Below are 22,791 nucleotides of genomic sequence, written 5' to 3'. Positions count from 1 at the left end.
CGACGTCAGTCCCGCAGGTACCCGAGTCCCGGCGCCCGGTCGAGGTAACCCCGCAGAAGACGCCGCGCGACGGTGACGGAGTCGACGAGCGGGTGCAGGGCGAAGGCCCGCAGCGCCGCGGCACGATCGCCGGTGGTGGCGGCCAGGATGACGTCCCGTTCCACGGACTTGACCGTGGTCACCAGGCCGACCGCGTGGGCGGGCAGCGGGTCGCCGACGATCGGGCGCGCGCCCCCCGCGTCCACGTAGCAGGGCACCTCGACGACCGCGTCGGCGTCCAGGGGCTCCAGGACGCGGCGGTTGCGGACGTTGAGGATCAGCGTCGTGCGCTCGTCCCGCGCGATGGCCCGCATCAGCGCGAGCGCCACCCGTTCGTAGCCGCCCGACTCCAGGTCGGCGGCGTCCCGTTCGCCCGCACCCGCCACCTCGCGGACGTCCGCCCCGTAGCTGGCCTCGCGCTCCAGGCGGGTCGCGTCCCAGGTGGCGAAGGGCGGCGTGCCGGGCACCCGCATACGGTCGTAGAAGCTCCGCTGCTGGTCGAGGAGGAAGGCGCCGCGGGTCTGCTCCGCGGCCCGGGCGGCGGCGACGGCCTCGCGGCCGAAGTAGTAGTAGTGCAGGTACTCGTTGGGGACGGCGCCGAGGGTGCGCAGCCATGCGGCGCCGAAGAGCCGGCCCTCCTCGAAGGAGGCGAGCGCGTCGTCGTCGGCGAGCAGGCGGGGCAGCAGGTCGACGCCGTCGACGCGGACGGCCCGCAGCCACCCCAGGTGGTTCAGGCCCGCGTACTCCAGCCGGGCCCGCGCGGGATCGGCGCCGAGCGCGTGGACGACACGGCGGCCGAGGCCCACCGGTGAGTCGCAGATGCCGATGACGCGATCGCCCAGGTGGTGGGACATGGCCTCGGTCACCATGCCCGCGGGGTTGGTGAAGTTGATGACCCACGCGTCGGGCGCGAGGCGGGCGACCCGGCGGGCGATGTCGACCGCGACGGGGATCGTGCGCAGGCCGTAGGCGATCCCGCCGGCGCCCACGGTCTCCTGGCCGAGCACCCCCTCGTCCAGCGCGACCCGTTCGTCGACGACCCGGCCGGCGAGTCCGCCGACGCGAATGGCGGAGAAGACGAAGTCGGCCCCGGTGACGGCCTCGTCCAGGTCGGTGGTGACGGTGAGGAGCGGCGCGTCCCCGGGGCGGTCGGCCTCCTCGGACATCTGGCGCAGCACCCGCACGACGGCGTCGAGGCGGTCGGCGTCGAGGTCGTGGAGGGTGACGTGGGTGACCCTGCCCTCGGCGCGGTCCCGCAGCAGGGCGCGGTGGACCAGCGGGACGCGGAACCCGCCGCCGCCGAGAATCGTGAGCTTCATACCTCGACATCCTCCACCCCGGCCCCGCAGGGCGGGGTCCCGGTCGTCGCGCGGTCCGTGGCGCCCGCCTCCGGCCGTCCCGGTCCGGGGAGCCCGCACACGGACCCCGACCCTACCCGCGCCGCCGTGCGGAACGCCGAAGCCGGACGGCGTCGCGCCGCACGGGGTGGCAGGCCGTCGAGAGGGAGACGTGGGGGTGCGGGGCCTCCTCGGCCGCGACGGCGGCCGGCTCGCCGGGCCGAAGCACGTCGGCAGCCGGCGGTTCCGCCCCCTCCGTGCGCCACGACCGGACGTCGGGGGCCATCCACCGTCCCGGAGTCCGGGACGGCGCCCCAGAGCGGTCGGGCCGGCCGACCCGGCGTACCGCGCCTCCGCACCCGACTCCCGCGCGGGCGCACCGCATCAACGGGCCGGTGCCGGGTAGACGCGAGCCGACGCGGTGTGGCGAACGGGTGGCAGCGCCCGCGCGGGCGGCGCGCGGGCGCTGCGGTGAACGGCCGGGCCGGTAGACCTGGCTGGCGGCGCCGGCGGGCGGTCGGACGGACGGGGAGGCAGCGATGGGGCGCAGGGCGGCCGGGGTGACGGTGTGGCTGCTCGTGCTCCTGTCCTGCTACGTGGTGCTGATCGGCCCGGTGACCGTGCTGGAGGTCGTGGTCGGCGCGGCCGGGGCGCTGCTGGCGGCGATCGCGGCCGACGCCGTGCGCGTGGCCTCCGGGGCGGCGCCGGGAGGCGCCCGGTACGCGGTGCGCGCGGTGCTGGCCTGGCCCGGCGCGCTGCTCACGGAGACATGGCAGTTGGCGCGGGCGGTCCTCGGCGCACGGCGCGCCCGGGGCGGATTCGGGCAGGTGCGGCTGCCCGAGGGCGTCGGGACGGCGTGGGCGTCGGCGGTGCTGTCGGCGACGCCGGGGGCGTATGTGGTGGCCTTCGGCGACGAGGACGATCGGGTCCTGACGGTGCACCGCCTCGGTGACCGCCCGTCGGGCCTGGAGCGGGCACTGGGCGTCGAGGAGGCGAGGGCGTGAACGCGTGGATCGTCGCGGCCGGGGTGCTGCTGGCGGCGGGTCTGGGGCCGTGTGCCTGGCTGGCGCTGCGCGGTCCCGCGCACACCCGGCTGGCCGGGGTGAGCCTGGCGACCACGCTGGTCGCGGTCGAGTTCCTGCTGCTGGCGCAGGGCTTCGGACGCAGCTCATACGTCGATCTCGCGCTGGTGCTCGCCGTGCTCGGCCCGGTCGGGACGCTGGTCTTCACCCGCTTCCTCGCGGGGGAACCGCACGAGGGCGGCGGTCCGGCCACATGACGGTCCGTCATGGCGTCGCTCTGGCACTGCTGGTCGCCGGCAGCGCGGTGCTGCTGCTGTCCGCGGTGGCGCTGATCGTGCTGCCCGGTCCCCACGCCCGCCTGCACGCGCTGTCGCCCGCGGCCTCGCTGGGCGCCCCGCTGACCGCTCTCGCGGTCGCCGTGGAGGCGGGGCCGGGCCGGGCGGCGCTGAAACTGCTGCTGATCGGCGCCCTGCTGGCGGCCGCGGGGCCGGTGACCACGATGGCGATCGGCCGGCTGACCACCCGGCTCGAAGGGCCGGAAGGCCTGGACGGGCCGGTCCGGCCGGCGGACGAGGGAAGGGACCCGCGCGCATGACGGGCACGACCGCCGAGGACATCCTCATCGCCGTCGCGCTGCTGCTGGTGGCGGTCACGGCGACGGCCGCGGTGCTGACCCGCGACCCAGTGCGGCAGTCCGTCGTCCTGGCCATGCTCGGCCTGGAGTTCGCGCTGCTGTTCACGCTCCTGCAGGCACCGGACGTGGCCCTGTCCCAGCTCGGCGTGGGCTCCGCGCTGACACCGCTGCTGATCCTGCTGACGGTGCGCCGGGTGCGCCGGGGACCGGCCGGGAAGGAGCAGGACGCGGGCGAGGAGCGGCGCCGGTGAGGCGCACCATCCGCGTCCGCCTGTTCCTGGTGGCCGCGGCCGTCGTCCTCGCCGGCTTCGCTCTCGCCTGCACGCGACTGCCCGCGTTCGGCGGCGCCTCGCACCCGTACGGGACGCGCGCCGTCGCCGCGGCACTCGAACAGCGCACCGCCAACGTCATCTCGTCGGTCAACTTCGACCAGCGCGCCTTCGACACGCTCGGCGAGGAGTCGGTGCTGTTCGCGGCGGTGCTGGGCGCGACCGTGCTGCTCCGGCTGGCCCGGGACGAGCGCAAGGTGCCCCCCGCGGCGCAGCGGGTCCTGCCGCCGACGCGGCTGTTCGGGGCGCTGCTGCTGCCGCTGACGGTGCTCACCGGCTGGTACGTCGTCGCCCACGGCCAGCTCAGTCCGGGCGGCGGCTTCCAGGGCGGGGTGATCCTCGCGGCGGGACTCCATCTCGCCTACGTGGCCGCCGACTACCGGGTGCTGGGCCGGGTCCGCCCGCTGGCCGTCCTCGACGTCACGGACGCGCTGGCGGCCGCCGCCTTCACCGCCCTCGGCCTGGTGGGCCTGGCCGTGGCAGGCGCGTACCTGGAGAACGTGCTGCCCCTGGGCACCTTCCGTGACCTGGCCTCCGGGGGCCTGGTGCCGCTGATCAACGCCGCCGTGGGGATCGAGGTCGGCTCGGGCGTCGTCGTGCTGCTCGCCTCATTCCTCGACCAGGCCGTGGAGGTGACCGAGAAATGAGCGTGCTGCCCTACCTCGTGGCCGGGTGGATCTTCCTGGCCGGCGTGTACGGCATGGTGACCAGCCGCGACCTCATCCAGGCCGTCGGCTGCCTCAGCGTCGCGCAGTCGGGCACCTATGTGCTGCTGCTCGCCGTCGGCTACCGGCGCGGCGGGACCGCGCCGGTGTTCTCCGACGTCCCCGCGCGCACGCCCGTCGTGGACCCCGTCGTCCAGGCTCTGACGCTGACCGACATCGTGGTGGGCGCCGTGGTGACGGCCCTGCTGCTCAGCCTCGTCATCCAGCTCCGCAAGCGGCACGGGACCCTCGACCCCGAGTCGCTGACCGGGCTCAAGGGCTGAGGCGCGGGCGTGGGAACGGACGTGGCGGGGTCGAATGTCCTGCTGCCGCTGGCCGTCGCCGTCCCGCTGCTGGGCGCGGTGCTGCTCGCCGTCGCCGGACGCCGGCTGCCGAGGCTGGGCTGCGACGTACTGGCCACGCTCTGCGCCGCGGCCGAGGTCGCGTGCGTCGCGACGCTGTGGGCGCGCACCGGCGACGGCCGCGCGGTGACGTGGCTGGGCGGGTGGCGACCGGAGGGGCCCGGCGGGCACGGGGTGGGCATCGTGCTGGAGGCGGACCGCGTGGGCGGCGGCATGGCGCTGCTGGTCGCCGTGCTGGTACTGGCCGTCCTGGCCTACTCCTGGCGGTACTTCGAGGAGCCGGGCGGCGACAACGCGGGCACCTTCCCCGCGCTGCTGCTGCTCTTCGAGGCGGGCATGTGCGGCTTCGCGCTGACCGGCGACCTCTTCAACGCCTTCGTCTTCTTCGAGCTGATGGGCGTCGTCGCGTACTCCCTCACCGGCTACCGGATCGAGGACGGCCGCCCGCTGCAGGGCGCGCTGGCCTTCGGACTGGTCAACTCGCTCGGCGCGTACGCCTCGTTGATGGGCATCGCGCTGCTCTACGCACGCACCGGCGAACTGGGCTTCGCGGCCATCGCGCGCCAACTGGCCGGGGAGGGCGGCCCGGACGCGCTCGTGGTGTGCGGCTTCGTCCTGGTGATGACCGGGCTGCTGGTGAAGGCCGCCGTGGTCCCCTTCCACCTGTGGCTGCCGGACGCGCACGCGGTCGCCCCGACCCCGGTGTGCATGCTGCTGTCCGGGGTGATGGTGGAACTGGGCGTGTACGGGGTGGCCCGCGTCTACTGGGCGGTGTTCTCGGGCCCCGGCGGCATCCCGCACCACGCGCTGCGGGACACGCTCACGGCGGCGGGAGTGCTGACCGCGCTGGTGGGCGCGGTGATGTGCTGGCAGCAGCGGCACCTCAAGCGGCTGCTGGCGTTCTCCACGATCTCGCACGTCGGCCTCTTCCTCGTGGGTCTGGCGACGCTGACGCCGCTCGGCACGGCCGGGACCGCCGTGTACGTCGCCGGACACGCGGGCGCCAAGGCCGCGTTGTTCGGCCTGACCGGTGTGCTCCTCGACCGCTACGGCTCCGTCGACGAGCACGGGCTGTACGGCCGGGCCCGAGGGCTCGTCCTGCCCGGGGCGCTGTACGCCGTCGGCGGGCTGGTGGTGGCGGGGCTGCCGCCGTTCGGGACCGGGCTCGGCAAGGCGCTGGCCGAGGAGGCCGCCGGCCACTGGCAGGGCTGGCTGCCGGCCGTCTTCGTACTGGCCTCCGCACTGACCGGCGGGGCCGTCCTGCGGGCCGCGCTGCGCGTCTTCCGCGGCGCGGGCCCGCGGCCGCAGGACCGGCCGTGGGAGCCGGAGACGAGCGGCGAGGGCGAGGAGCCCGAGATCCACGACCCGCGGCGGCGGCTCCCGGCCCCCATGGTCGCGGTACCCGCGGTGCTGCTGCTCTGCAGCCTCGCCGTCGGCGTGGTCCCCTCCGCCGGCGCGGCCCTGGCCTCCGCCGGCGCCGCCTTCACCGACCACGCGGGCTATCTCGCCGCCGCGTTCGGCCCCGCGTCGGCCGCCGTTCCCGCCGTGCCGGTGCCGCCCGCGCACTGGAACACGGCCGGGGTGCTGCTCGGGCTGCTCTCCACGGCACTCGCCGTCGCGGTCGCCGCGGCCGCCGTGTGGGGCCCGGGCCTCACCGGCGCCCTGCCCGGACGGGCCCGATCGTTGGCGACCGCGGCCACCCAGCGGGCCGCCCTCCCCCTGCGCCGCCTCCACTCAGGGCTGCCCGGCGACTACGTAGCCTGGCTCACGGTCGGCGTCGCCGCCCTGCTCGTGGCGTTCGGCGCGCAGTCCGGCATCGGCTGACCCGCGGCGGCTCCGCCGCCGAACGGGTCACCGGTCTCGCGCGACCGTTGGGCTTCGGCGTTGCCGGCTTGCCTGCGGCCACGCCCAAGGATGCGCAGTGCTCGCGCCCGGCGTCGGTGAGCGCGTCGATGCGGTGGGCCCCGCCCCCGGAGACGGCCGCCGCGGTGCAGGCACCGTCTCGACCGACCCGCGGTCGTCGGTCCCCGCGTTGGAGACGCCGGTCACCCGCACGGCCGTGCAGGACTGTCCAGTTCACCGCGCCCGGGTCCCTGCCTTCGCCGCTGTCGCGGCCACCAGTCCGGCGTCGTCACGTTCTGCAGTCACCGCCGGTCGGCGCGATGAGCTGTGGATCCGCCCGCAGCACCACCCGGTCGACCCCGGGGTCGAACCCGAGCACCGGGTTCCCGTGGTCCCCCTCGGCGGTCATGACCACCGGCTTGTCCAGCCGACGGCCGATCGCGCGCAGGAAGCCGCACAGGGTGTCCACTCCGGTCTGACCCTGCAGCTCGCGGAGGTCGACGTCGAAATCGATCTCCTCGGCTGACATCGGACGGAAGATCACCAGCACATCCGGCACCGGCCGGACCCGCAGATCGGCCGTCTCCGCGTCGGCGGGACGCGACAGTACCTCCCCGGCCGGGGGCAGTGCCCCGACGGCGTCGCCCTCCGCGTACTCCCACGTCCATCCGCTCGACCGGACCAGGTCGAAAACCGCCTGCCAGTCCTCGACCGAAGTGCCCGCCACCGACACATCCGGCAGAGCACCCATCAGGTCGGGATCGAAGAGGTTCCTGACGTCGTCCCACAGCAGATCCGGCATGCCGCCATGCTGGACGTCGGCCCGCTCGAACGCAGCCCGATGTCCTCGACCTCGGCACAGCCGCGTCCGGCCCGAAGCGGGAGCCGGGCCGTCCTGCCTCCCCACGGCGGTTGCAGAGGGATCAGCGGCCCGGCCAGGACCAGCCGGTGACCTCGGGGAGGTCGGTGCCGTGCTCGTCCTCCATGAACTGCCGTACGGGCGCGGCCAACACCGCGCTCCGGCGACGACCGCGTTCACGTGGTCGCGGCTGCGCGGGCACGTGCTCGGCCACCGACGCAGGGGCCCGCGGCTCCTCGCCGCGCGTGGCGATGCCCTCCCCCGCCCTCGGCGCCCGCCGGTCCCGCGCCGGTACGACACAGCCCCGGCGGCGAGTCGTCCGGAGCCGGCCCGCGCGTTCGGGCGCGGCAGGTGATCCGGTGGCGACCCGCTGCCGGAACGACATCGATGACCGCCGATTGAGCAGTTCCGTGCGAACAGGACCGCTTTCGGCGCATCCCCGGCAGCCGCCCTCCGGCAGGCCCTAACGTCCCCGCAACGGCCCTGTACGGACCGCCCGAGGGACAGGGGAGAGCACGATGCACACGACCGGGGACCAGCGGGCGGCCGTGCGCCCCGCCGAGGGCGACAGCGCTGCCGAGGAGATGTTCCGGGCCCTGCTGGAGTCGGCTCCCGACGCCATGGTCATCGTGGACGACACCGGCACCATACGGCTGGTCAACGCCCAGACGGAGTCGCTGTTCGGACACACCCGCGAGGAACTGCTGGGCCGCCCGGTGGAGGTGCTGGTCCCCCGGCGCTTCCGCGGCCACCACCCGTCGTACCGGCACGGCTACGCGGGCAACCAGCAGGTGCGGCCGATGGGCGCCGGGCTCGATCTGTACGGGCTGCGCAAGGACGGCCGCGAGTTCCCCGTCGAGATCAGCCTGAGCCCGCTGGAGACCGCGGACGGCCTGCTGATCTCGGCGGCCGTGCGGGACGTCAGCGAGCGCAAGGCGGCCGAGGAGCGCATCAACGAACTGGCCGTGCTGGTCGAGTCCTCCCAGGACGCGATCCTGGCCAAGACCCTCGACGGCCGGATCACGTACTGGAACGCGGCGGCGCAGCGGCTGTACGGCTACGCCGCCGACGAGGCGATCGGGCAGCACGTGTCGATGCTCGCCCCGGCGGAACTCAAGGAGGAGATCGCCGCCCTGCTCGGCCGCCTGGCGCGGGGCGAGCGCGTCGAGCACTTCGAGACGCTGCGGGTCACCAGCTCCGGGCGGCTGCTGGACGTCGACGTCACCCTCTGGCCGATCCGGGGACGGGACGGCGCGATCGTCGGCGCCTGCTCCATCGTCCGCGACATCGCCGACCTGCGGCGCGCCGAGGAGGAGCTGACGGAGCTGTACCGGCAGCAGCGGCACATCGCGCTCACCCTGCAGCGCAGCCTCATGGGCTCCCCCGCGGAACCGCCCGGCATGCGCACCGCCAGCCGCTACTTCCCGGCGACGCAGGGCGCGGGCGTGGGCGGCGACTGGTTCGACCTGATCCCGCTGGGCGGCGGCCAAGTGGGTGTCCTCATCGGCGACGTGATGGGACGCGGGCTGGAAGCCGCAGCCGTGATGGGGCAGTTGCGCTCGGCGGCACGGGCCCTGGCCAAGACCGGCATCCCGCCGCGCCAGCTGATCCAGGGGCTGGACGCCTTCGTCCACGACCTGCCCGACCAGCTCGTCACCTGCTGCTACCTGGTCGTCGACCCGGACGCGGGCGAGGTGACGGTGTGCTCCGCTGGGCATCTGCCGGTGCTGCTGGTCGGCCCCGGGCCGGAGGCGCCGGTGCGGCCGCTGCCCGCGCCCATCAGCGTGCCGCTCGGCGTGGGCGACGTGCCGCACCAGCAGGTCTGCGTACCGGTGGCGGCCGGTTCCACGCTGGTGCTGTACACCGACGGGCTGGTGGAGACCCCGCGCTCCGACATCGATGAACAACTGGCCTGCCTCAGCGCCGAACTGAGCAACGCCTTCGCGCGCTCCGCCGGGCTGGAGGAGGCCGCCGACCTGGTGCTGGCCTCCCTGCGCCCGGACGCCGACGGACACGCCGACGACGTCACGCTGCTGCTGGCCCGGCTGCCCGAGGCGCCGCTCGCCGCCACCGCGACGGAGATCGACGCGGTCCCGTCCGCCGTCGCCGAGGGACGGCGGTTCGTCCACGACACCCTGCACGCCTGGGAGTGCGGCCACGTGTCGGACGCGGCGTGCCTGCTGGCCTCTGAGGTCCTCACCAACGCCGTACGTCACGCCCAGGGACCGCTGGGCCTGCGTCTGCACCGGACCGCGCTGGACGTCACGGTCGAGGTCTCCGACCACAGCACGCACATCCCGCAGCGCCGGCCGGCCGACCTCGGCGACGAGTCCGGCCGCGGCCTGCTCCTGGTCGAAGCCCTCGCCGCCGGCTGGGGCACCCGCCCCTCCAGCGACGGCAAGACCGTCTGGTTCACCCTCCGCCTCCGCCCCGCCCCCGACACCCCGCATTGACCAGGGGGCGCAAGGAACCGCGCGACCAGCCAGTACCGACCCGCACCGGCACGCCACCGGGCGCCGCACCCGCACCCGCACCCGCACAAGCGGAAACGTCAGTGCCCCGCCAGGGCCTTCACCGTCGCGACGGCCGTGCCGATGGCCGCGTCCACGACGCCCGCGATCAGCGCGGTCGGCAGCCCGCCGCCCATGCGCAGGCCACCGAGGCAGCCCCAGCCGAAGAGCGCCGCGATGTCGACGACGGCCGAGGTCAGCAGCGCGGTCGTCAGTGGCATGGCCCCGATCGCGGCGACGCCGACGAGGATGAGCGGCCCCACCGCGGCGAGCAGCAGCGGGCTGCTGACGTGCAGGAGCCGGCGCAGTTCGCGCCCCGTGGCGAGGCGGCCGGCGACGGTGTGGTGCGCCTGCTGGTCGGCGACCAACGCGGCCAGCCACACGCCGAGCGCGGCGGTGGCGATCGTGGCCGTCGCGCCCACCTCGTCGACCTCGTCGCTCGCGGAGAGGCCGACGACGACGGAGATCATCGTGATGGTGGCGTAGATCCGCTCCTTGAGCCGCTCCGTCGCGGCCTCGACGTCCTCCACGTCCTGCGGGCCGTCCACGTCATCCAGGTCCTCCGGCACCCCACCGGTCTACCCGCTCCGCGGGCCCTCCCGGCGCCGCCGCCCGCGATCTTCAGCCCTTCGGCCCCGCCGGCTCCGCAACTGTCGCCACAGCGGCCGCTGACAGTGCGTCAGGACCGAGGTCGGCCGGGCGGCGGTGCCCGGACAGCGCGAGGGTGAGGTCGAACTCGGCCAGGAGGCAGCGGATGACGTGCTCGACGCCGCTCTGGCCGCCGAGGCCGAGGCCGTACGCGTAGGGGCGGCCGAGCAGGACGGCGCGGGCGCCTAGGGCAAGGGCCTTGAAGACGTCGTCCCCGGTGCGGACGCCGCTGTCGAAGAGGACGTCGAGGCGGTCGCCGACCGCCCGGACGACCGCGGGGAGTGCCTCGGCCGCGCCGATCGCGCCGTTGACCTGGCGGCCGCCGTGGTTGGAGACGACGACGCCGTCCATGCCGGCGTCGGCGGCCATGCGTGCGTCGTCGGGGTGCTGGATGCCCTTGAGCACGATGGGGCCCGCCCACTGCTCGCGCAGGAACGCCAGGTCCGGCCAGCTCTTGCCGGGGTCCGCGAACATGCCGACGAAGTGCAGCACCGCGGCGTTCAGGTCCTCCTCCACCGGCTTGGCGAGCCCCGCCCGGAACGCGGGGTCGGTGAAGTAGTTGGCGGTGCCGATGCCCTGGAGGAACGGCAGGTACGCCTGGTCGAGGTCGCGCGGCCGCCAGGCGAGCAGCGGCGTGTCGAGGGTGACGAACAGCGCCGTGTAGCCGGCGGCCCGGGCCCGCCGCAGGAAACTCGCCGTCACCTCGCGGTCCTTGGCCCAGTACAGCTGGAACCAGCGTTCCGCGTCGCCCATGGCCGCGGCGACCTCCTCCATGGGCGTGCTCGACGCCGAGGAGGCCACGAAGGGCACGCCCTGCGCCGCCGCGGCCCGCGCGGCGGCCGGTTCGGCGTCCGGGTGGACGATCGAGAGCACGCCGACGGGGGCGAGCGCGAGCGGCGCCGGGATCCGGCGTCCCAGCACCTCGGTCGTCAGATCGCGCCCGGTGACGTCGCGCAGCATGCGCGGGACGATCCGCGCCCGGTCCAGCGCCTCACGGTTGGCCCGCGCCGTACGTCCGCTGCCGGCGCTGCCGGCGACGTATCCGAAGGCCTCGGGACCGAGCCGCTCCGCGGCCAGTTCCTCCAGCCGCGTCAGGTCCGTGGGCAGCGACGGCCGCAGGCCCGCCATCCCGTTGAGGTAGATCTCGTACTGGTAGTCCGCCCGGTCGGCCATGCGTAGTCCCGTCTCTCGTCCGCGTGAGGGACTGTGTCAGGGGCGGGCCGCCGCGTCCACCGTCAGGCCGGGTCGGCGTCGGGCAACTCGCGTGCCATCCGGGCGCGCACGACGCAGTTGCGGCGGGTGATCACCGTCGCGGCGGCGACGGCGCTGCCGAGGAACGCGACGGCCAGCGTCCAGGGGCGGTCGAGGACATGACCGGTGGCGTGGTCGAGGGAGTAGCGCCCGGGGCCGGCGACGCCGATGCACGCGGCGGTGAAACCGAGGAAGCACGGGTACTCGAATCCCCCGGAGGCGGTGAAGAATCCGGCGGGCACGTGGACGGACACGGCCCCCGCCATCGCGCCCGCCGCCGCGGCCCCGGCCGCCGGGGTGGCGAGGCCCAGGGCCAGCAGGGCCCCGCCGCCCGCCTCACCGAGCCCGGAGGCCAGGGCGCTGGGCGCGCCGGGCTCGAAGCCCATGGACTCCATGGACCCCGCGGTGGCCTCCAGACCCTGTCCGCCGAACCAGCCGAAGAGCTTCTGCGCGCCGTGGGCCACGAGCACCCCGCCGAGCCCCAGGCGCAGCGCGAGCAGTGCGAGGTCCTTGCGGTGGTGCAACGGCATGACCGGCTCCTGTTCGCCGCGGTGACGCGCCCCGGCGGGCCGGAGCATGGCTCTTCCCCAGTCTCGGCGGGCGCCGGGCGGCCCGCCGTCCGCGCTGGGCCGTCCGGGCGTCGCAGGGTGTCAGGAGGTGATGGCGACAGCCCTGCGCACGCAGTCCTCGGAGCCCGCCGCGCGGAGCATGAAGTCGGCGACGTCGGCGCGGCTGACCCGGGAGGCGAGTCCGAGCCGCAGGTCGGTGCCGGTCCGGTAGACGCCGGAGTAGCGGCCGCCGGTGAGCACCGCGGGCTGCACGATCGTCCAGAGGTCGGCCTCGGCGCGGACCAGGGCGTCCTGCTCGTCCTTGTCCCGCATGATGGCGGGGATCGCCAAGGACATCACCGCGCGGTAGGCGCCGCGGTGCCCCTGTCCCGTGCCGTACGCGCCGACCACGACCAGCCGCCGGACACCGTGCCCGCGCATCGCGGGAAGGATCCGCCGCATGGCCTCGGCACAGATGGTGTCGCCGCGCGGCGACCGCGTCCCGAGGGCGCTGAGCACCGCGTCGGCACCCTCGACGACCCGGTCGACGGCCCGGGCGTCGCGCACGTCACCGGGGAGGATCCGCAGTCGCTCGCGGCCGGACAGGCCTGCGGGGTTCCGTACCAGGACGGTCACCTCGTGGCCGGCGGCGAGAGCCAGGGGGACGAGCCGGCGTCCGACGTGGCCGGTGCCTCCGAAGACGGCGAGGCGCATGTCAGCGACGCTCCCCGGTCACGCACGCGAGCGTGCGGGCGGCGGGGAAGGCGGTCGGCCCGTCGTGGGCCCGGTCGCCGGCGGCGTCGGACATGGTCGCCCCTTTCGGTGGCCGGTCACCGGTCATCCTCCGGCACCGCGCGGGGCACGGCTACTTCAGCAGGCGCGACATCCGGCGGTCGGCGAGCGGCTTGCCGCCGGTCTGGCAGGTGGCGCAGTACTGGAGGGAGGAGTCGCTGAAGGAGACCTCGCGGATGGTGTCGCCGCAGACGGGGCAGGGCTCGCCGGCCCGGCCGTGCACGCGCAGGCCGGTCTTCTTCTCGCCCTTCAGCTCGCCGGCGGCCAGTCCGCGGGACCGTTCGACGGCGTCCTCCAGAGTGGTCCGCAGGGCTTGGTACAAACGGCTCACGTCCTCATCGGAGAGGTTGGCGGCGAGTGCGTAGGGCGACATCTTCGCCGCGTGCAGCACCTCGTCGGAGTACGCGTTGCCCACCCCGGCGATGACGCCCTGGTCGCGCAGGACGCCCTTGATGCGGCGGCGCTCGCCGGTGAGCAGGGCGGCGAAGGCCTCGCGGGTGAAGGCGGGATCGAGGGGGTCGGGGCCGAGCCGGGCGATGCCGGGGACGTCCTGCGGGTCGCGGACGCAGTACACGGCGAGACGCTTCTGGGTCCCGGCCTCGGTGAGGTCGAAGCCGGCGCCCTCGGGCTCGGCGAGGAGCAGCCGCAGGGCGAGCGGGCCCTTGCCGGGGCGCGGCGGGAGCGTGGGCAGGTCGTCCTTCCAGCGCAGCCAGCCGCCGCGGGCGAGGTGGACGGCGAGGTGCGGCCCGTCGCCGTCGTCGGTGGTGAACACGAGGAACTTGCCGCGCCGCCCGACCGCGGTGACGGTGCGTCCCACGAGGGCGTCCAGCGGCGGGTCGTAGGTCTTGAGGACGCTGACCGCGACCGGCATGACCCGGCCGACGGTGTGCCCGGTCATCCGGCCGGTGAGGAATCCGGCCAGGGCCTCCACTTCAGGCAGTTCCGGCATGCGACCAGTGTGCCGCGCCCGGTTACGACGTGCGACCGGCATGCGCCCGGTTCTGTCCGGTTTACCGCTCAATACCATGGCGTGAACACACAGTTGGATGATCGGAACAACTGGACAGCGAGGGGTCTTGTATGAATGATCGGGACCCATGGCCGAATCTCTCCCCCTGCCCCCCGAGGTGCCGCTCCCGGACACCACGGCGCTGGACCCCACCGAGGTGATCCCGCGCCCGCAGCCGGTGGAGGCGGGTGAGGCCGAAGCGGTCAGGATCATCAGCGGGGAGGTCGTCGGTGGCCGCCACCGCGGGGCCCGCAGGCCCGGCCGGGGCTCGCTGGGCACCGCCGTGCTGTCGGCGACCGGCGCCGTCGCCGGCCTGTCGCTGCTGATGCCGCACGGTTCCGCCACCACCGTCGCCGGCGAGGTCCAGGAGCCGGCGGTCGCGCTGCCCGACACCGAGGTCAAGGACGCCGCTGTGCCCCCGGCCGCGGGGGCGGCCGCCTCCGCCCGCGCGACGGACCCGGACACGGACGCGAACACCGGCTCCACGGTGACGACGGCCGCGGTCACGAGCACCGGCACGAGCGGTACCGCCACCGTGGAGGACGCCGTGCGGCACACCGCCGGCGACTCGGACGACACCAAGGACACCCCCCGCCACGCGCGCCCCAACGGAAGCTGGGACAGCCAGGACTGGGAAGAGGCGGTCATCCGCGCCGCCTCCGCGCACCACCACTTCGGGAACGGCGAGCACCGGGGCCGGCACCGTACCGGCGGCCATCAGCAGCACGGCGACCCGCACTCCCCGGGCTTCGGCACGGGACCGGGGCAGGACCACGGGACCGGCAGGGGCTTCGGGACCGGTGAGCGCCCGGGGGGTCAGGACGCCGGCAAGCGCTGAGATCGCCGGGAACACCGCGACCGCCCGGTGCACCGGCAGCCGTCCGGGCTTGCCGACGGCTGTCCGGCCGCCGTCATGCGAGGGCCTGTTCGGCCCAGATCGTCTTGCCCGCGGGGGTCTGCCGAGTACCCCAGCGGTCGGTCAGCCGGGCCACCAGCAGCAGCCCGCGACCGCCCTCGTCGAAGGTGCGGGCCCGGCGCAGGTGCGGCGCCGTGCTGCTGGTGTCGGACACCTCGCAGATCAGCGCCGCGTCACGGATCAGCCGGAGCTGGATCGGGCCCGCCGCGTAGCGGATCGCGTTGGTGACCAGTTCGCTGACGACCAGTTCGGTGGTGAAGGCGGCCTCGTCCAGGCCCCACCGTCCCATCTGGTCGGCGACCGTCCTGCGGGCGGCCGCGACACCGCTCGGGTCCGCCGACAGGTACCAGGTGGCGACCTGCGAGGCGTTCAGCGCCCGGGTCCGTGCCGTCAGCAACGCGACGTCGTCCCGGGGGCGTTCGGGCAGCAGCCCGTACAGCACGTTGTCGCAGGTCTCCTCGAGCGTACGGGCCGGACGGGTCAGCGCCCGGCGCAGCAGGACGAGCCCGGTGTCGATGTCCCCCCTCACGGAGCCGATGAGGCCGTCGGTGTACAGGGCGAGCACGCTGCCTTCCGGCAGGTCCAGTTCGACGGTCTCGAACGGCAGGCCGCCGAGCCCCAGCGGCAGCCCCACTGGCTGCTCGGGGAACTCCGCCCGACCGCCGGGCAGGACGACGGCGAGCGGCGGATGCCCGGCACGGGCGACGGTGCAGCGGTGGGCGACCGGGTCGTAGACCGCGTACAGGCAGGTGGCACCGACCTCGGCGGCGGAGCCGCCCACGACTCCCGTGCCGAACTCGGGGTCGCAGCGCACCACGAGGTCGTCGAGCTGGGTGAGGAGTTCGTCGGGCGCCAGGTCCACGTCGGCCAGCGTGCGCACCGCGGTGCGCAGCCGTCCCATGGCGGCCGAGGCACCGACGCCGTGCCCGACGACGTCGCCGACGACGAGCGCCACCCGTGCCCCGGACAGCGGGATGACGTCGAACCAGTCCCCGCACACGCCCGCGCGCGAATTCGCCGGCAGATACCGTGTGGCGACCTCGAGCGCCGAGGTGCGCAGCGAGCGCAGCGGCAGCATGGTGCGCTGCAGCGTCAGGGCGGTGGCCCGTTCGCGCGAGTAGCGGCGGGCGTTGTCGACGCAGACGGCGGCGCGGGCGGCGATCTCCTCGGCCAGCAGCAGGTCGTCCGCGTCGAAGGGGTCGGCGGTGCGGTGGCGCAGGAAGAGGGCCAGGCCCAGGGTGGTGCCGCGGGCCGAGAGCGGCACGATCATGATCGAGTGGATGCCGTACTCCACCGCCGCCCTGGCGCGGACCGGGTCGTACGCCCTCCAGCGCCGCAGATCGTCGTCCTCCATGCTGTGCAGCGTGCCCTTGCCGGTGAGCATCGCGCGGACGGCGGGCGAGTGGTCCGGGACGATGTCGGGGTCCCCGACCGCGACGGCGGACTCGGGGCAGCCGGGCAGCACGGACTGCTGCGCGACCCGGCGGAAGACGACGTCACCGCGGCGCGGGACCTGCCCGGGCTCCTCACCGCGCATGACGGAGTCCAGCAGGTCGACACTGACCATGTCGGCGAAGCGGCGCACCGCGATGTCCGCGAGCTCCTGCGCGGTGCGTGTCACGTCGAGGGTGGTGCCGATCCGCGTGCTGGCCTCGTTGACGATGTCCAGGCGGCGCCGCGACAGGTACTGGTCGGTGGTGTCGCAGACCACGGTCGAGACTCCGCGCACCGCGCCGGTCTCGTCCCGTACCGGATGCACGGAGATCGAGTAGGCGTGCTCGCCGGTCTCGCCGTACGGAATGCCGAGGCGCTCCATGCACGCGGGCTGCCCCGTGCGCATGACCTGCTCCTGGAGGTGGTCCAACTCCTCGAAGGCGCCCCCGTCCACGAACTCGCCGAGCCGCTGCCCGCGGAGTGCCGGCAGTGGTTTGCCGACCATGTGCTCCATGGCCGCGTTGGCGCCGCTGAGCCGGACGTCCTCGTCGTAGACGGCGACCGCGATGGGCAGTTGGGCCAGCGACCACACCTCCAGGTCCGCCGGGTCGGGCGGCTCGGCCGTCAGCGTCCACTGGAGCGTGCCGTCCGCCGCGGTGAGCGGCTGCAGGGCCAGCCTGACCACCAGGGTGTGCCCGTCGCGGTGGCGCAGGGCGGCGGGTCCGCTCCAGGCGGTCCGGGCGGAGACCCGGCGCAGCGCGAGGCCCGGCAGCGGTGCGGCGAGCAGTGCGGCGGCGGGACGGCCGAGGACCTCCGCGGCCTCGTAGCCGAGCAGCGTCCGTGCCTCGTCGCCCCAGGCGGTCAGCAGCCCCCCGTCGCCGCCGGCGAGGGCGGTGGCCACCGGCACCGCCGCCGGCCCGCGGCGCTCCTGACCTGCCCCGGGGCCCCGCCGGCCGGCTTCTTCGCCCATGGGCACGTCCTCGTCCTCGACTCGCCCGCCTCTCCCCTGGATGATCCCTCCCCCTGGCGCTCTCAAACGGCGTGCCGGCGGATCGCGGCGACCCGCGGAGACCACGACACGGCAGGTGAACGCCGTGGCGCCCCCTGTCCAAGGCGCAGCGCACGGCTGAGACTGGGGTCAGACGACCATGAGGAGCGCACGTGACGGTGAAGGTCGACAGCCCGCCGGTCCGGACCTCCCGGCGTGCCTCGCCCTGGGGCAGGGGCGCGGCGGCCGCGGCGGCGGGGGCACTGCCCGCGCTGGCCTTCCCGGCACCGTCGCTGTGGTGGCTGGCGTACGGCGCGCTGGTGCCGTGGATGCTGCTCGCCCGGTCGGCCCCGACGGGACGGCGGGCGGCGCTGGACGGCTGGCTCGGCGGGGCCGGGTTCATGGTGGCCGTCCACCACTGGCTCGTGCCGAGCCTGCATGTGTTCATCGTGCTGCTGGCGCTGCTGCTCGGGGCTCTGTGGGCGCCCTGGGGGTGGCTGGTGCGGCGCCTGCTCGGCGGGAACCCCGGCGGGCGCTCCGTGGTGGCGGCGACGGTGCTGGTGCCGTGTGCGTGGCTGCTGGCCGAGTTGGTGCGCTCCTGGGAGTCCCTGGGCGGCCCCTGGGGGCTGCTCGGGGCGAGCCAGTGGCAGGTCGCGCCGGCACTGCGGCTGGCCTCGGTCGGCGGCGTGTGGCTGGTGAGCTTCGTGCTGGTGGCGGTGAACACGGCACTGACCGCGCTCGTCGCCGTGCCCCGGTGGCGGGGACGGGCGGGGGCGGCGCTCGTCGTGTGCGCCGTGGCGACGGCGGCGGTGTGGCTGTGGGCGCCGGTGCCGTCGCGCACCGGGACGGCGGTGCGGGTGGCGGTGGTGCAGCCGGGGGTGGTCGTGGGCGCGCAGCAGCGTTTCGACCAGGGCGAGCGGCTGACCCGCGGGCTCGCGGGCCGGGACGTGGACCTGGTGGTGTGGGGGGAGAGCAGCGTCGGCTTCGACCTGTCGGCCCGGCCGGACCTCGCCGCCCGGCTGGCCGCGCTCTCCTCGCTCGTCGGCGCGGACGTACTGGTCAATGTGGACGCGCGCCGTGCGGACGGCCGCGGCATCTCCAAGACCTCGCTGCTGATCGGCCCGGACGGCCCGCTCGGCGAGGGGTACGACAAGATGCGGCTGGTGCCCTTCGGCGAGTACGTGCCGGCCCGCGGGCTGCTGGGCTGGGCCACCTCGGTGGGCAGGGCGGCGGGCGAGGACCGCGTACGGGGCGACCACCAGGTGGTCATGGACGCGGGCGCCGTGCGGCTGGGTCCCTTGGTGTGCTTCGAGTCTGCGTTCCCCGACATGAGCCGCCATCTCGCCGACGACGGGGCGCAGTTGCTGGTCGCGCAGTCCTCGACCTCGTCGTTCCAGAACAGCTGGGCCCCGGCGCAGCACGCCTCACTCGCGGCGCTGCGCGCGGCCGAGACCGGACGGCCGGTGGTGCACGCCACGCTGACCGGGATCAGCGCGGGCTACGACGCCGCGGGACGGCCGACCGGACCGTGGCTGGGCACGTCGCGCAGCGCCACGCGGGTCTACGAGGTGCCGCTGGCCGCCGGGCGCACCCTGTACGACCGGCTTGGCGACTGGGTGCCCCGGCTCGCGGTGCTGCTGCTGGCCGGGGCGGCCGTGCACGCGTTCAGGAGGTCTGCTCGGTCACCGCGGTGACGATGCGCTCGCACAGTTCGTGGGTGCGCAGCGCGTCACGGGCGTCCAGCGGCTTGCCGTGCCGCACGGCGTCGAGGAAGGCCAGGGTGATCTGCTCGATGCCGCGCTGGCGGGCGACCGGCACCCAGTCGCCGCGCCGGCGCAGCGTGGGCTGGCCCTTGTGGTCGACGATCTCGGCGAGGTTGACCACCTGGCGCTTGGCGTCCTGGCCCATGACCTCCAGCGTCTCCTCGGTGGAACCGTTCATGCGGTTCATGACGCCGATCGCCGTGAAGCCGTCGCCGGACAACTGCAGCAGCACGTGGTGCAGGAGGCCGTCGCGGACCCGGGCGCGCACGTCGGTGTGCTCGATCGTGCCGGGGACGAGGAAGCGCAGCGTGTCCACGACGTGGATGAAGTCGTCGAAGACCACGCCGCGCGGGTCCTCCGCCAGGCCGATGCGGTTCTTCTGCAGCACGATCAGGTCGCGCGGGTGCTCCAGGCACTGCGCGTAACCGGGCGCGTAGCGGCGGTTGAAGCCGGCCATGAGGCCGACGCCGCGCTCCTCGGCCAGCCGGACGAGGTGCTCGGCGCCGGCCAGGTCGGGCGCGAACGGCTTGTCGACGTACGCGGGCACCCCGGCCTCGATCAGCCGCTCGGTGATGGCGACGTGGCTGACGGTGGGGGCGTGCACGAAGGCGGCGTCCAAGCCCTGGTCGAGCAGCGCGTCGAGGGTGGTGTGGCGGTGCGGCAGGCGGTAGCGGTCGCCGACCTCGTCGAGCGTGGCGGGGGTGCGGGTGTGGAGGTGCAGTTCCAGCCCCGGCTGCGCGGCGAGCACCGGCAGATACGCCTTGCGCGCTATGTCACCGAGTCCGATCACCCCGATCTTCAGGGCTTCCATGTGCCTCTCCCGCCTGCGGTGCCCGGTCGTTTCCGCTGGCAGCATACGGGGCGTGCGGGGAGCCGCCGGTCCGCCGATGCCGTCCGCGCCGCGCAGGGCCAAGCGCGGGCCGAAGCGGTCGGCAGCGGCGAAGAGCGGGTCCCGCGGGCGACGTGAGCAGCAGCGCCTGCCCGTACAGCGCTTCGGCGGTGGTGCCGGCCGGCCCGCGCTCGGTGACGGTGGCGGGCCCGGCGCACCAGCGGGTTCAGGTGGTTGAGCACGAGCCGGGCCCGCGGCGCCTCGGCCTTGAGCGAGCCCAGGCTGTCCGCGGCAGCCGGTGCGCGAGGGCGGCCGGAGCTGCCAGGAGGAGCCCTGGTTCAGCCAGGCCCACGCCCTGCTCCCCCCGCTGCGCCTCGGACGCCCCGACGAGGCCCGCTCGTCCCACCTGTCGGGCCACCGGCGGGCCGGGACGACTCCGGCCGTCCGACCGGGCGGGAGCGGCGCATCACGTCGGTGGTGCGGAGCTGGCGCCGCACGCTGTACGCGGCGACCGCCGCGGCCGTGTCGCCGCCGGGCTCGGCGAGGTGGGCGAGGACGACCGCGTCCTCGATCGCCTGTCCGCTGCCCTGGCCGAGGTGGGGAGTCATGGCGTGGGCCGCGTCGCCGTCGCCGTCGCCGGGCAGGGCGGTCCGGTCGCGGCGTAGGGGGCAGCGGCACGGCCAAGTGGGGGACGTCGTCGCACAGGACGGTGCCGGGCGCGTCGGCGGCGGCCACGCCGGGGACCGGGTGGTGCCGGGCGCCGAACCGGCGGGCAGTCCAGATGCTGCCGCGTGCCGTCGGCTCCGCCGAACCGGAGCATCACGCGCGGACGCCCGTCGCCTGGCCGTCGCGGGAGCGGTATCCGCGTCACCGCCGTCCGGGGCGGAGCTGACGGCCGATGCCCCCGACGTGCTGCGAGGGGCGCAGGGGGCCCGGTCCGGCGGTTAATGCTTCGACGCCGGCGGAGGCCCCCGCCATCATGTCCGCCATGACGACGACACCCGAACGCACCGATCCGCCCCTCATCGCCGACGAGCGCACGATGCTGGACACCTGGCTCGACTTCCACCGCGACACCCTGGCGTTCAAGTGCGCCGACCTGGACGACGAACAGCTGCGCACCGCCAGCGTGCCGCCGTCCGGGCTCACCCTTCTCGGTCTGGTCCGTCACATGGCCGAGGTGGAGCGCGGCTGGTTCCGCAACGCCCTCGCGGGCGAGGAGGCGGCGCCGCTGTACTACACCGAGGAGGACCCGGACGGGGAGTTCCACGACCTCGACAAGGCCGACACCGCCGAGGCGTTCGCCACCTGGCGTGCCGAGATCGCGCACGCCCGCGAGCTGGCCCTCGGTCGCTCCCTGGACGACATCGGCCTGGGCCGGCGCAAGAACCCCGTCTCCCTGCGGTGGATCTACATCCACATGATCGAGGAGTACGCCCGCCACAACGGGCACGCGGACCTCATCCGCGAGTGCGTCGACGGCGTGACCGGCGACTGATCACCCCTGCGGGGAATGGGCAAGAGCGCACCACTGCACGAGAGTTGTGCGGGTGCGTCGACATGCGGTGGCAATGGTGGTCGTGGCGGCGATGGCCGCTGTCCCGGGATGCGTGACGGTGTCGGAGCGGCATCCGGGGACGCCGCCGCCGGCCCCCGCCCCGCCACGGCCGTCGGCGGCCGCCGGTGTCGTGCCCGTGGTCCAGGGGCCCGTGCTGGAGGCCCTGACCACCGTGCCCCCGGAGCCCTCCCCGTCCGCTTCCCGGCTCCCGGCGGCGGCCCCCGCACCGGCCCCGAGGGCCCGCCGCCTTGCGGCTCCGGCCATGCCTGCCGTCCCCGCCGCGCCGCACCCGCACCGCACCGCGTCCCCGGCCGCCCCACGGGCCGGGGGCGCGAACGTGTGCGCCTGGGGCGAGCAGTACGGCGGCTGGGCGACGGGCGGCGACGCCGCTCATATCTGCCGGGACACCTACGGCCGTTGAGCCGGCCGCCGGGCCGTACGGATCAGCGGGCGCCGAGGTCCGGGATGCGCCAGTCGACGGGGTCGTGGCCCTGCGCCTTGAGCGCCTCGTCGATCTGGGTGAAGGGCCGGCTGCCGAGGAAGAGCTTGGCCGACAGGGGCGAGGGGTGGGCGCCCTGCACGACGGCGTGCCGCTCCGTGTCGATCAAGGGCAGCTTCTTCTTGGCGTAGTTGCCCCACAGCACGAAGACCGCCGGGTCGGGGCGGGACGCCACCGCCTTGATGACGGCATCGGTGAACTTCTCCCAGCCTTTGCCCTTGTGCGAGTTGGCCTCGCCCTCGCGCACGGTCAGCACCGCGTTGAGCAGCAGGACGCCCTGCTCGGCCCACGGCATCAGGTAGCCGTTGTCCGGGACGGGGTGGCCGTACTCGTCCTTCAGCTCCTTGAAGATGTTCCGCAGGGAGGGCGGGGTCCTCACCCCCGGGCGCACCGAGAAGCACAGTCCGTGCCCCTGGCCCTCGCCGTGGTACGGATCCTGGCCGAGCACCAGCACCTTGACCTTGTCGTAGGGCGTGGCCTCCAGCGCGGCGAAGACCTGCTCCCGCGGCGGGTAGATCCGGTGGCTCCCGCGCTCCTCCTCGACGAACTCGGTGAGTTGGCCGAAGTAGGGCTTCGCCAACTCCTCGCCGAGGACGGCCTGCCAGGACTCGGGCAGCGTGATGGGCACGTCGGGAACCTCCGGTACGCGATCCGTTACTGGGACCGAACGTACCGTCCCCCTCCGACAGTCGCCGCGTGCGGGGGACCGGCCGACGTCCAGCCGTTCCCGGCGGCGCATCGTGACGGTGAACCCGGGCAGCCGCGCCGGAGAGCCATCCCGACTGCCCCCGGAAGCGGTTCTGCCCGGCATGGCCGCAGCACACGGTCACGGTCCGGCGGCGCCGCAGGGTGTCAGGCCGTTCGCTCGCCCGGACACGCCTGTCCGGACATCGTTCCGCTGCTGGAGCCGCTGCGGCG

At 74.9% G+C, this 22,791-nt stretch carries 24 protein-coding genes and 1 pseudogene; 12 read left to right on the top strand and 13 right to left on the bottom strand.

What is annotated here, in order from left to right; translation table 11 throughout:
* Positions 1-5 precede the first annotated feature (5 nt).
* Entirely contained in the window at positions 6-1,358 is a 1,353-nt protein-coding gene (locus ACIP98_RS28745; RefSeq protein ID WP_401978663.1) for a 6-phospho-beta-glucosidase, read from the bottom strand.
* 557 nt (positions 1,359-1,915) lie between these two features.
* On the opposite strand from ACIP98_RS28745, the gene ACIP98_RS28740 reads away from it, so the two are divergent.
* Genes ACIP98_RS28740 through ACIP98_RS28710 form a run of 7 tightly spaced genes read left to right on the top strand, consistent with a single transcriptional unit; the run spans position 1,916 to position 6,251 of the window.
* Complete coding sequence (locus ACIP98_RS28740; RefSeq protein ID WP_401978661.1) at positions 1,916-2,380, top strand: Na+/H+ antiporter subunit E; 465 nt, start codon at positions 1,916-1,918, stop codon at positions 2,378-2,380.
* Complete coding sequence (locus ACIP98_RS28735; RefSeq protein WP_319663188.1) at positions 2,377-2,655, top strand: monovalent cation/H+ antiporter complex subunit F; 279 nt, start codon at positions 2,377-2,379, stop codon at positions 2,653-2,655. The genes ACIP98_RS28740 and ACIP98_RS28735 overlap by 4 nt, the downstream gene beginning before the upstream one ends.
* Entirely contained in the window at positions 2,652-2,993 is a 342-nt protein-coding gene (locus tag ACIP98_RS28730) for a cation:proton antiporter (RefSeq protein ID WP_401978659.1), read from the top strand. Before ACIP98_RS28735 ends, ACIP98_RS28730 begins: the two co-directional genes overlap by 4 nt.
* Complete coding sequence (locus ACIP98_RS28725; protein ID WP_319663186.1) at positions 2,990-3,283, top strand: DUF4040 domain-containing protein; 294 nt, start codon at positions 2,990-2,992, stop codon at positions 3,281-3,283. Before ACIP98_RS28730 ends, ACIP98_RS28725 begins: the two co-directional genes overlap by 4 nt.
* The gene (locus tag ACIP98_RS28720; RefSeq protein WP_401978658.1) at positions 3,280-4,008 is read left to right on the top strand and encodes an MnhB domain-containing protein; all 729 of its coding nucleotides are present in this window, start codon (positions 3,280-3,282) and stop codon (positions 4,006-4,008) included. The genes ACIP98_RS28725 and ACIP98_RS28720 overlap by 4 nt, the downstream gene beginning before the upstream one ends.
* A complete protein-coding gene (locus ACIP98_RS28715) occupies positions 4,005-4,349 on the top strand; it encodes a sodium:proton antiporter (RefSeq protein ID WP_319663185.1) in 345 nt (114 codons plus the stop codon). The genes ACIP98_RS28720 and ACIP98_RS28715 overlap by 4 nt, the downstream gene beginning before the upstream one ends.
* Positions 4,350-4,370: 21 nt before the next feature.
* Positions 4,371-6,251 carry a complex I subunit 5 family protein gene (locus ACIP98_RS28710; RefSeq protein ID WP_401978657.1) on the top strand — a complete coding sequence of 627 codons (1,881 nt, stop codon included), beginning with the start codon at positions 4,371-4,373 and terminating at the stop codon, positions 6,249-6,251.
* Between the two features lie 307 nt (positions 6,252-6,558).
* Here the strand turns inward: ACIP98_RS28710 and ACIP98_RS28705 are convergent, their stop codons facing one another.
* Positions 6,559-7,071: a hypothetical protein gene (locus ACIP98_RS28705; RefSeq protein WP_401978655.1), complete on the bottom strand. Its 513-nt coding sequence runs from the start codon at positions 7,069-7,071 to the stop codon at positions 6,559-6,561.
* A gap of 121 nt (positions 7,072-7,192) precedes the next feature.
* Positions 7,193-7,342 (bottom strand): hypothetical protein, encoded by a 150-nt coding sequence (locus ACIP98_RS28700; RefSeq protein ID WP_319663182.1) that lies wholly within the window; start codon positions 7,340-7,342, stop codon positions 7,193-7,195.
* A 304-nt stretch (positions 7,343-7,646) separates the two neighbouring features.
* On the opposite strand from ACIP98_RS28700, the gene ACIP98_RS28695 reads away from it, so the two are divergent.
* Positions 7,647-9,581: a PAS domain S-box protein gene (locus tag ACIP98_RS28695; protein ID WP_319663181.1), complete on the top strand. Its 1,935-nt coding sequence runs from the start codon at positions 7,647-7,649 to the stop codon at positions 9,579-9,581.
* A gap of 98 nt (positions 9,582-9,679) precedes the next feature.
* Here the strand turns inward: ACIP98_RS28695 and ACIP98_RS28690 are convergent, their stop codons facing one another.
* From ACIP98_RS28690 to ACIP98_RS28670, 5 genes are all read right to left on the bottom strand, one after another.
* Complete coding sequence (locus ACIP98_RS28690; protein WP_401978653.1) at positions 9,680-10,207, bottom strand: hypothetical protein; 528 nt, start codon at positions 10,205-10,207, stop codon at positions 9,680-9,682.
* Between the two features lie 52 nt (positions 10,208-10,259).
* On the bottom strand, positions 10,260-11,459 hold the full coding sequence (locus ACIP98_RS28685; RefSeq protein ID WP_401978652.1) for a lactate 2-monooxygenase: 1,200 nt from the start codon (positions 11,457-11,459) through the stop codon (positions 10,260-10,262).
* Between the two features lie 62 nt (positions 11,460-11,521).
* Positions 11,522-12,067 (bottom strand): DoxX family membrane protein, encoded by a 546-nt coding sequence (locus ACIP98_RS28680; RefSeq protein WP_319663178.1) that lies wholly within the window; start codon positions 12,065-12,067, stop codon positions 11,522-11,524.
* Between the two features lie 120 nt (positions 12,068-12,187).
* On the bottom strand, positions 12,188-12,799 hold the full coding sequence (locus ACIP98_RS28675) for an NAD(P)H-binding protein (protein ID WP_319663177.1): 612 nt from the start codon (positions 12,797-12,799) through the stop codon (positions 12,188-12,190).
* 151 nt (positions 12,800-12,950) lie between these two features.
* Positions 12,951-13,826 (bottom strand): Fpg/Nei family DNA glycosylase, encoded by an 876-nt coding sequence (locus ACIP98_RS28670; protein WP_401978650.1) that lies wholly within the window; start codon positions 13,824-13,826, stop codon positions 12,951-12,953.
* A gap of 148 nt (positions 13,827-13,974) precedes the next feature.
* Between ACIP98_RS28670 and ACIP98_RS28665 the strand changes: the two genes are divergently transcribed.
* Positions 13,975-14,724 (top strand): hypothetical protein, encoded by a 750-nt coding sequence (locus tag ACIP98_RS28665; protein WP_401978648.1) that lies wholly within the window; start codon positions 13,975-13,977, stop codon positions 14,722-14,724.
* Between the two features lie 73 nt (positions 14,725-14,797).
* Here the strand turns inward: ACIP98_RS28665 and ACIP98_RS28660 are convergent, their stop codons facing one another.
* The gene (locus ACIP98_RS28660) at positions 14,798-17,206 is read right to left on the bottom strand and encodes a SpoIIE family protein phosphatase (RefSeq protein WP_401978647.1); all 2,409 of its coding nucleotides are present in this window, start codon (positions 17,204-17,206) and stop codon (positions 14,798-14,800) included.
* 191 nt (positions 17,207-17,397) lie between these two features.
* On the opposite strand from ACIP98_RS28660, the gene lnt reads away from it, so the two are divergent.
* A complete protein-coding gene (gene lnt, locus ACIP98_RS28655) occupies positions 17,398-18,918 on the top strand; it encodes an apolipoprotein N-acyltransferase (RefSeq protein ID WP_401978646.1) in 1,521 nt (506 codons plus the stop codon).
* Here lnt and ACIP98_RS28650 read toward each other — a convergent pair.
* From ACIP98_RS28650 to ACIP98_RS28640, 3 genes and pseudogenes are all read right to left on the bottom strand, one after another.
* On the bottom strand, positions 18,890-19,789 hold the full coding sequence (locus tag ACIP98_RS28650; protein ID WP_319663272.1) for a Gfo/Idh/MocA family oxidoreductase: 900 nt from the start codon (positions 19,787-19,789) through the stop codon (positions 18,890-18,892). The genes lnt and ACIP98_RS28650 overlap by 29 nt on opposite strands.
* Positions 19,761-20,106, bottom strand: a pseudogene (locus ACIP98_RS28645) (hypothetical protein); the annotation flags it as partial. The gene ACIP98_RS28650 and the pseudogene ACIP98_RS28645, both read right to left, overlap by 29 nt.
* A gap of 48 nt (positions 20,107-20,154) precedes the next feature.
* Positions 20,155-20,460: an FAD-dependent monooxygenase gene (locus tag ACIP98_RS28640; protein WP_401978685.1), complete on the bottom strand. Its 306-nt coding sequence runs from the start codon at positions 20,458-20,460 to the stop codon at positions 20,155-20,157.
* A gap of 335 nt (positions 20,461-20,795) precedes the next feature.
* Between ACIP98_RS28640 and ACIP98_RS28635 the strand changes: the two genes are divergently transcribed.
* Positions 20,796-21,314: a DinB family protein gene (locus ACIP98_RS28635; protein WP_401978645.1), complete on the top strand. Its 519-nt coding sequence runs from the start codon at positions 20,796-20,798 to the stop codon at positions 21,312-21,314.
* A 322-nt stretch (positions 21,315-21,636) separates the two neighbouring features.
* Positions 21,637-21,795, top strand: coding sequence for a hypothetical protein (locus ACIP98_RS28630; RefSeq protein ID WP_319663168.1), 159 nt, complete (start codon positions 21,637-21,639; stop codon positions 21,793-21,795).
* Positions 21,796-21,817: 22 nt separating this feature from the next.
* Here ACIP98_RS28630 and ACIP98_RS28625 read toward each other — a convergent pair whose 3' ends face one another.
* A complete protein-coding gene (locus ACIP98_RS28625; protein WP_319663166.1) occupies positions 21,818-22,501 on the bottom strand; it encodes a uracil-DNA glycosylase in 684 nt (227 codons plus the stop codon).
* Between the last annotated feature and the right edge of the window lie 290 nt (positions 22,502-22,791).

Source organism: Streptomyces sp. NPDC088354 (assembly GCF_044753585.1).
Lineage (GTDB): Bacteria > Actinomycetota > Actinomycetes > Streptomycetales > Streptomycetaceae > Actinacidiphila.
Note: the sequence above shows the minus strand (reverse complement) of the source record. Positions and strands in the feature narration are given on the sequence as shown.

What these genes read in the sequence shown, in the direction of transcription:
- ACIP98_RS28670 (WP_401978650.1), bottom strand. Translation starts at nt 13,826, where the DNA reads ATGCCGGAACTGCCTGAAGTGGAGGCCCTGGCCGGATTCCTCACCGGC.
- ACIP98_RS28660 (WP_401978647.1), bottom strand. Translation starts at nt 17,206, where the DNA reads ATGGGCGAAGAAGCCGGCCGGCGGGGCCCCGGGGCAGGTCAGGAGCGC.
- ACIP98_RS28630 (WP_319663168.1), top strand. Translation starts at nt 21,637, where the DNA reads ATGCCTGCCGTCCCCGCCGCGCCGCACCCGCACCGCACCGCGTCCCCG.
- ACIP98_RS28680 (WP_319663178.1), bottom strand. Translation starts at nt 12,067, where the DNA reads ATGCCGTTGCACCACCGCAAGGACCTCGCACTGCTCGCGCTGCGCCTG.
- ACIP98_RS28675 (WP_319663177.1), bottom strand. Translation starts at nt 12,799, where the DNA reads ATGCGCCTCGCCGTCTTCGGAGGCACCGGCCACGTCGGACGCCGGCTC.
- ACIP98_RS28740 (WP_401978661.1), top strand. Translation starts at nt 1,916, where the DNA reads ATGGGGCGCAGGGCGGCCGGGGTGACGGTGTGGCTGCTCGTGCTCCTG.
- ACIP98_RS28730 (WP_401978659.1), top strand. Translation starts at nt 2,652, where the DNA reads ATGACGGTCCGTCATGGCGTCGCTCTGGCACTGCTGGTCGCCGGCAGC.
- ACIP98_RS28725 (WP_319663186.1), top strand. Translation starts at nt 2,990, where the DNA reads ATGACGGGCACGACCGCCGAGGACATCCTCATCGCCGTCGCGCTGCTG.
- ACIP98_RS28715 (WP_319663185.1), top strand. Translation starts at nt 4,005, where the DNA reads ATGAGCGTGCTGCCCTACCTCGTGGCCGGGTGGATCTTCCTGGCCGGC.
- ACIP98_RS28685 (WP_401978652.1), bottom strand. Translation starts at nt 11,459, where the DNA reads ATGGCCGACCGGGCGGACTACCAGTACGAGATCTACCTCAACGGGATG.
- ACIP98_RS28745 (WP_401978663.1), bottom strand. Translation starts at nt 1,358, where the DNA reads ATGAAGCTCACGATTCTCGGCGGCGGCGGGTTCCGCGTCCCGCTGGTC.
- ACIP98_RS28665 (WP_401978648.1), top strand. Translation starts at nt 13,975, where the DNA reads ATGGCCGAATCTCTCCCCCTGCCCCCCGAGGTGCCGCTCCCGGACACC.
- ACIP98_RS28635 (WP_401978645.1), top strand. Translation starts at nt 20,796, where the DNA reads ATGTCCGCCATGACGACGACACCCGAACGCACCGATCCGCCCCTCATC.
- ACIP98_RS28695 (WP_319663181.1), top strand. Translation starts at nt 7,647, where the DNA reads ATGCACACGACCGGGGACCAGCGGGCGGCCGTGCGCCCCGCCGAGGGC.
- ACIP98_RS28705 (WP_401978655.1), bottom strand. Translation starts at nt 7,071, where the DNA reads ATGCCGGATCTGCTGTGGGACGACGTCAGGAACCTCTTCGATCCCGAC.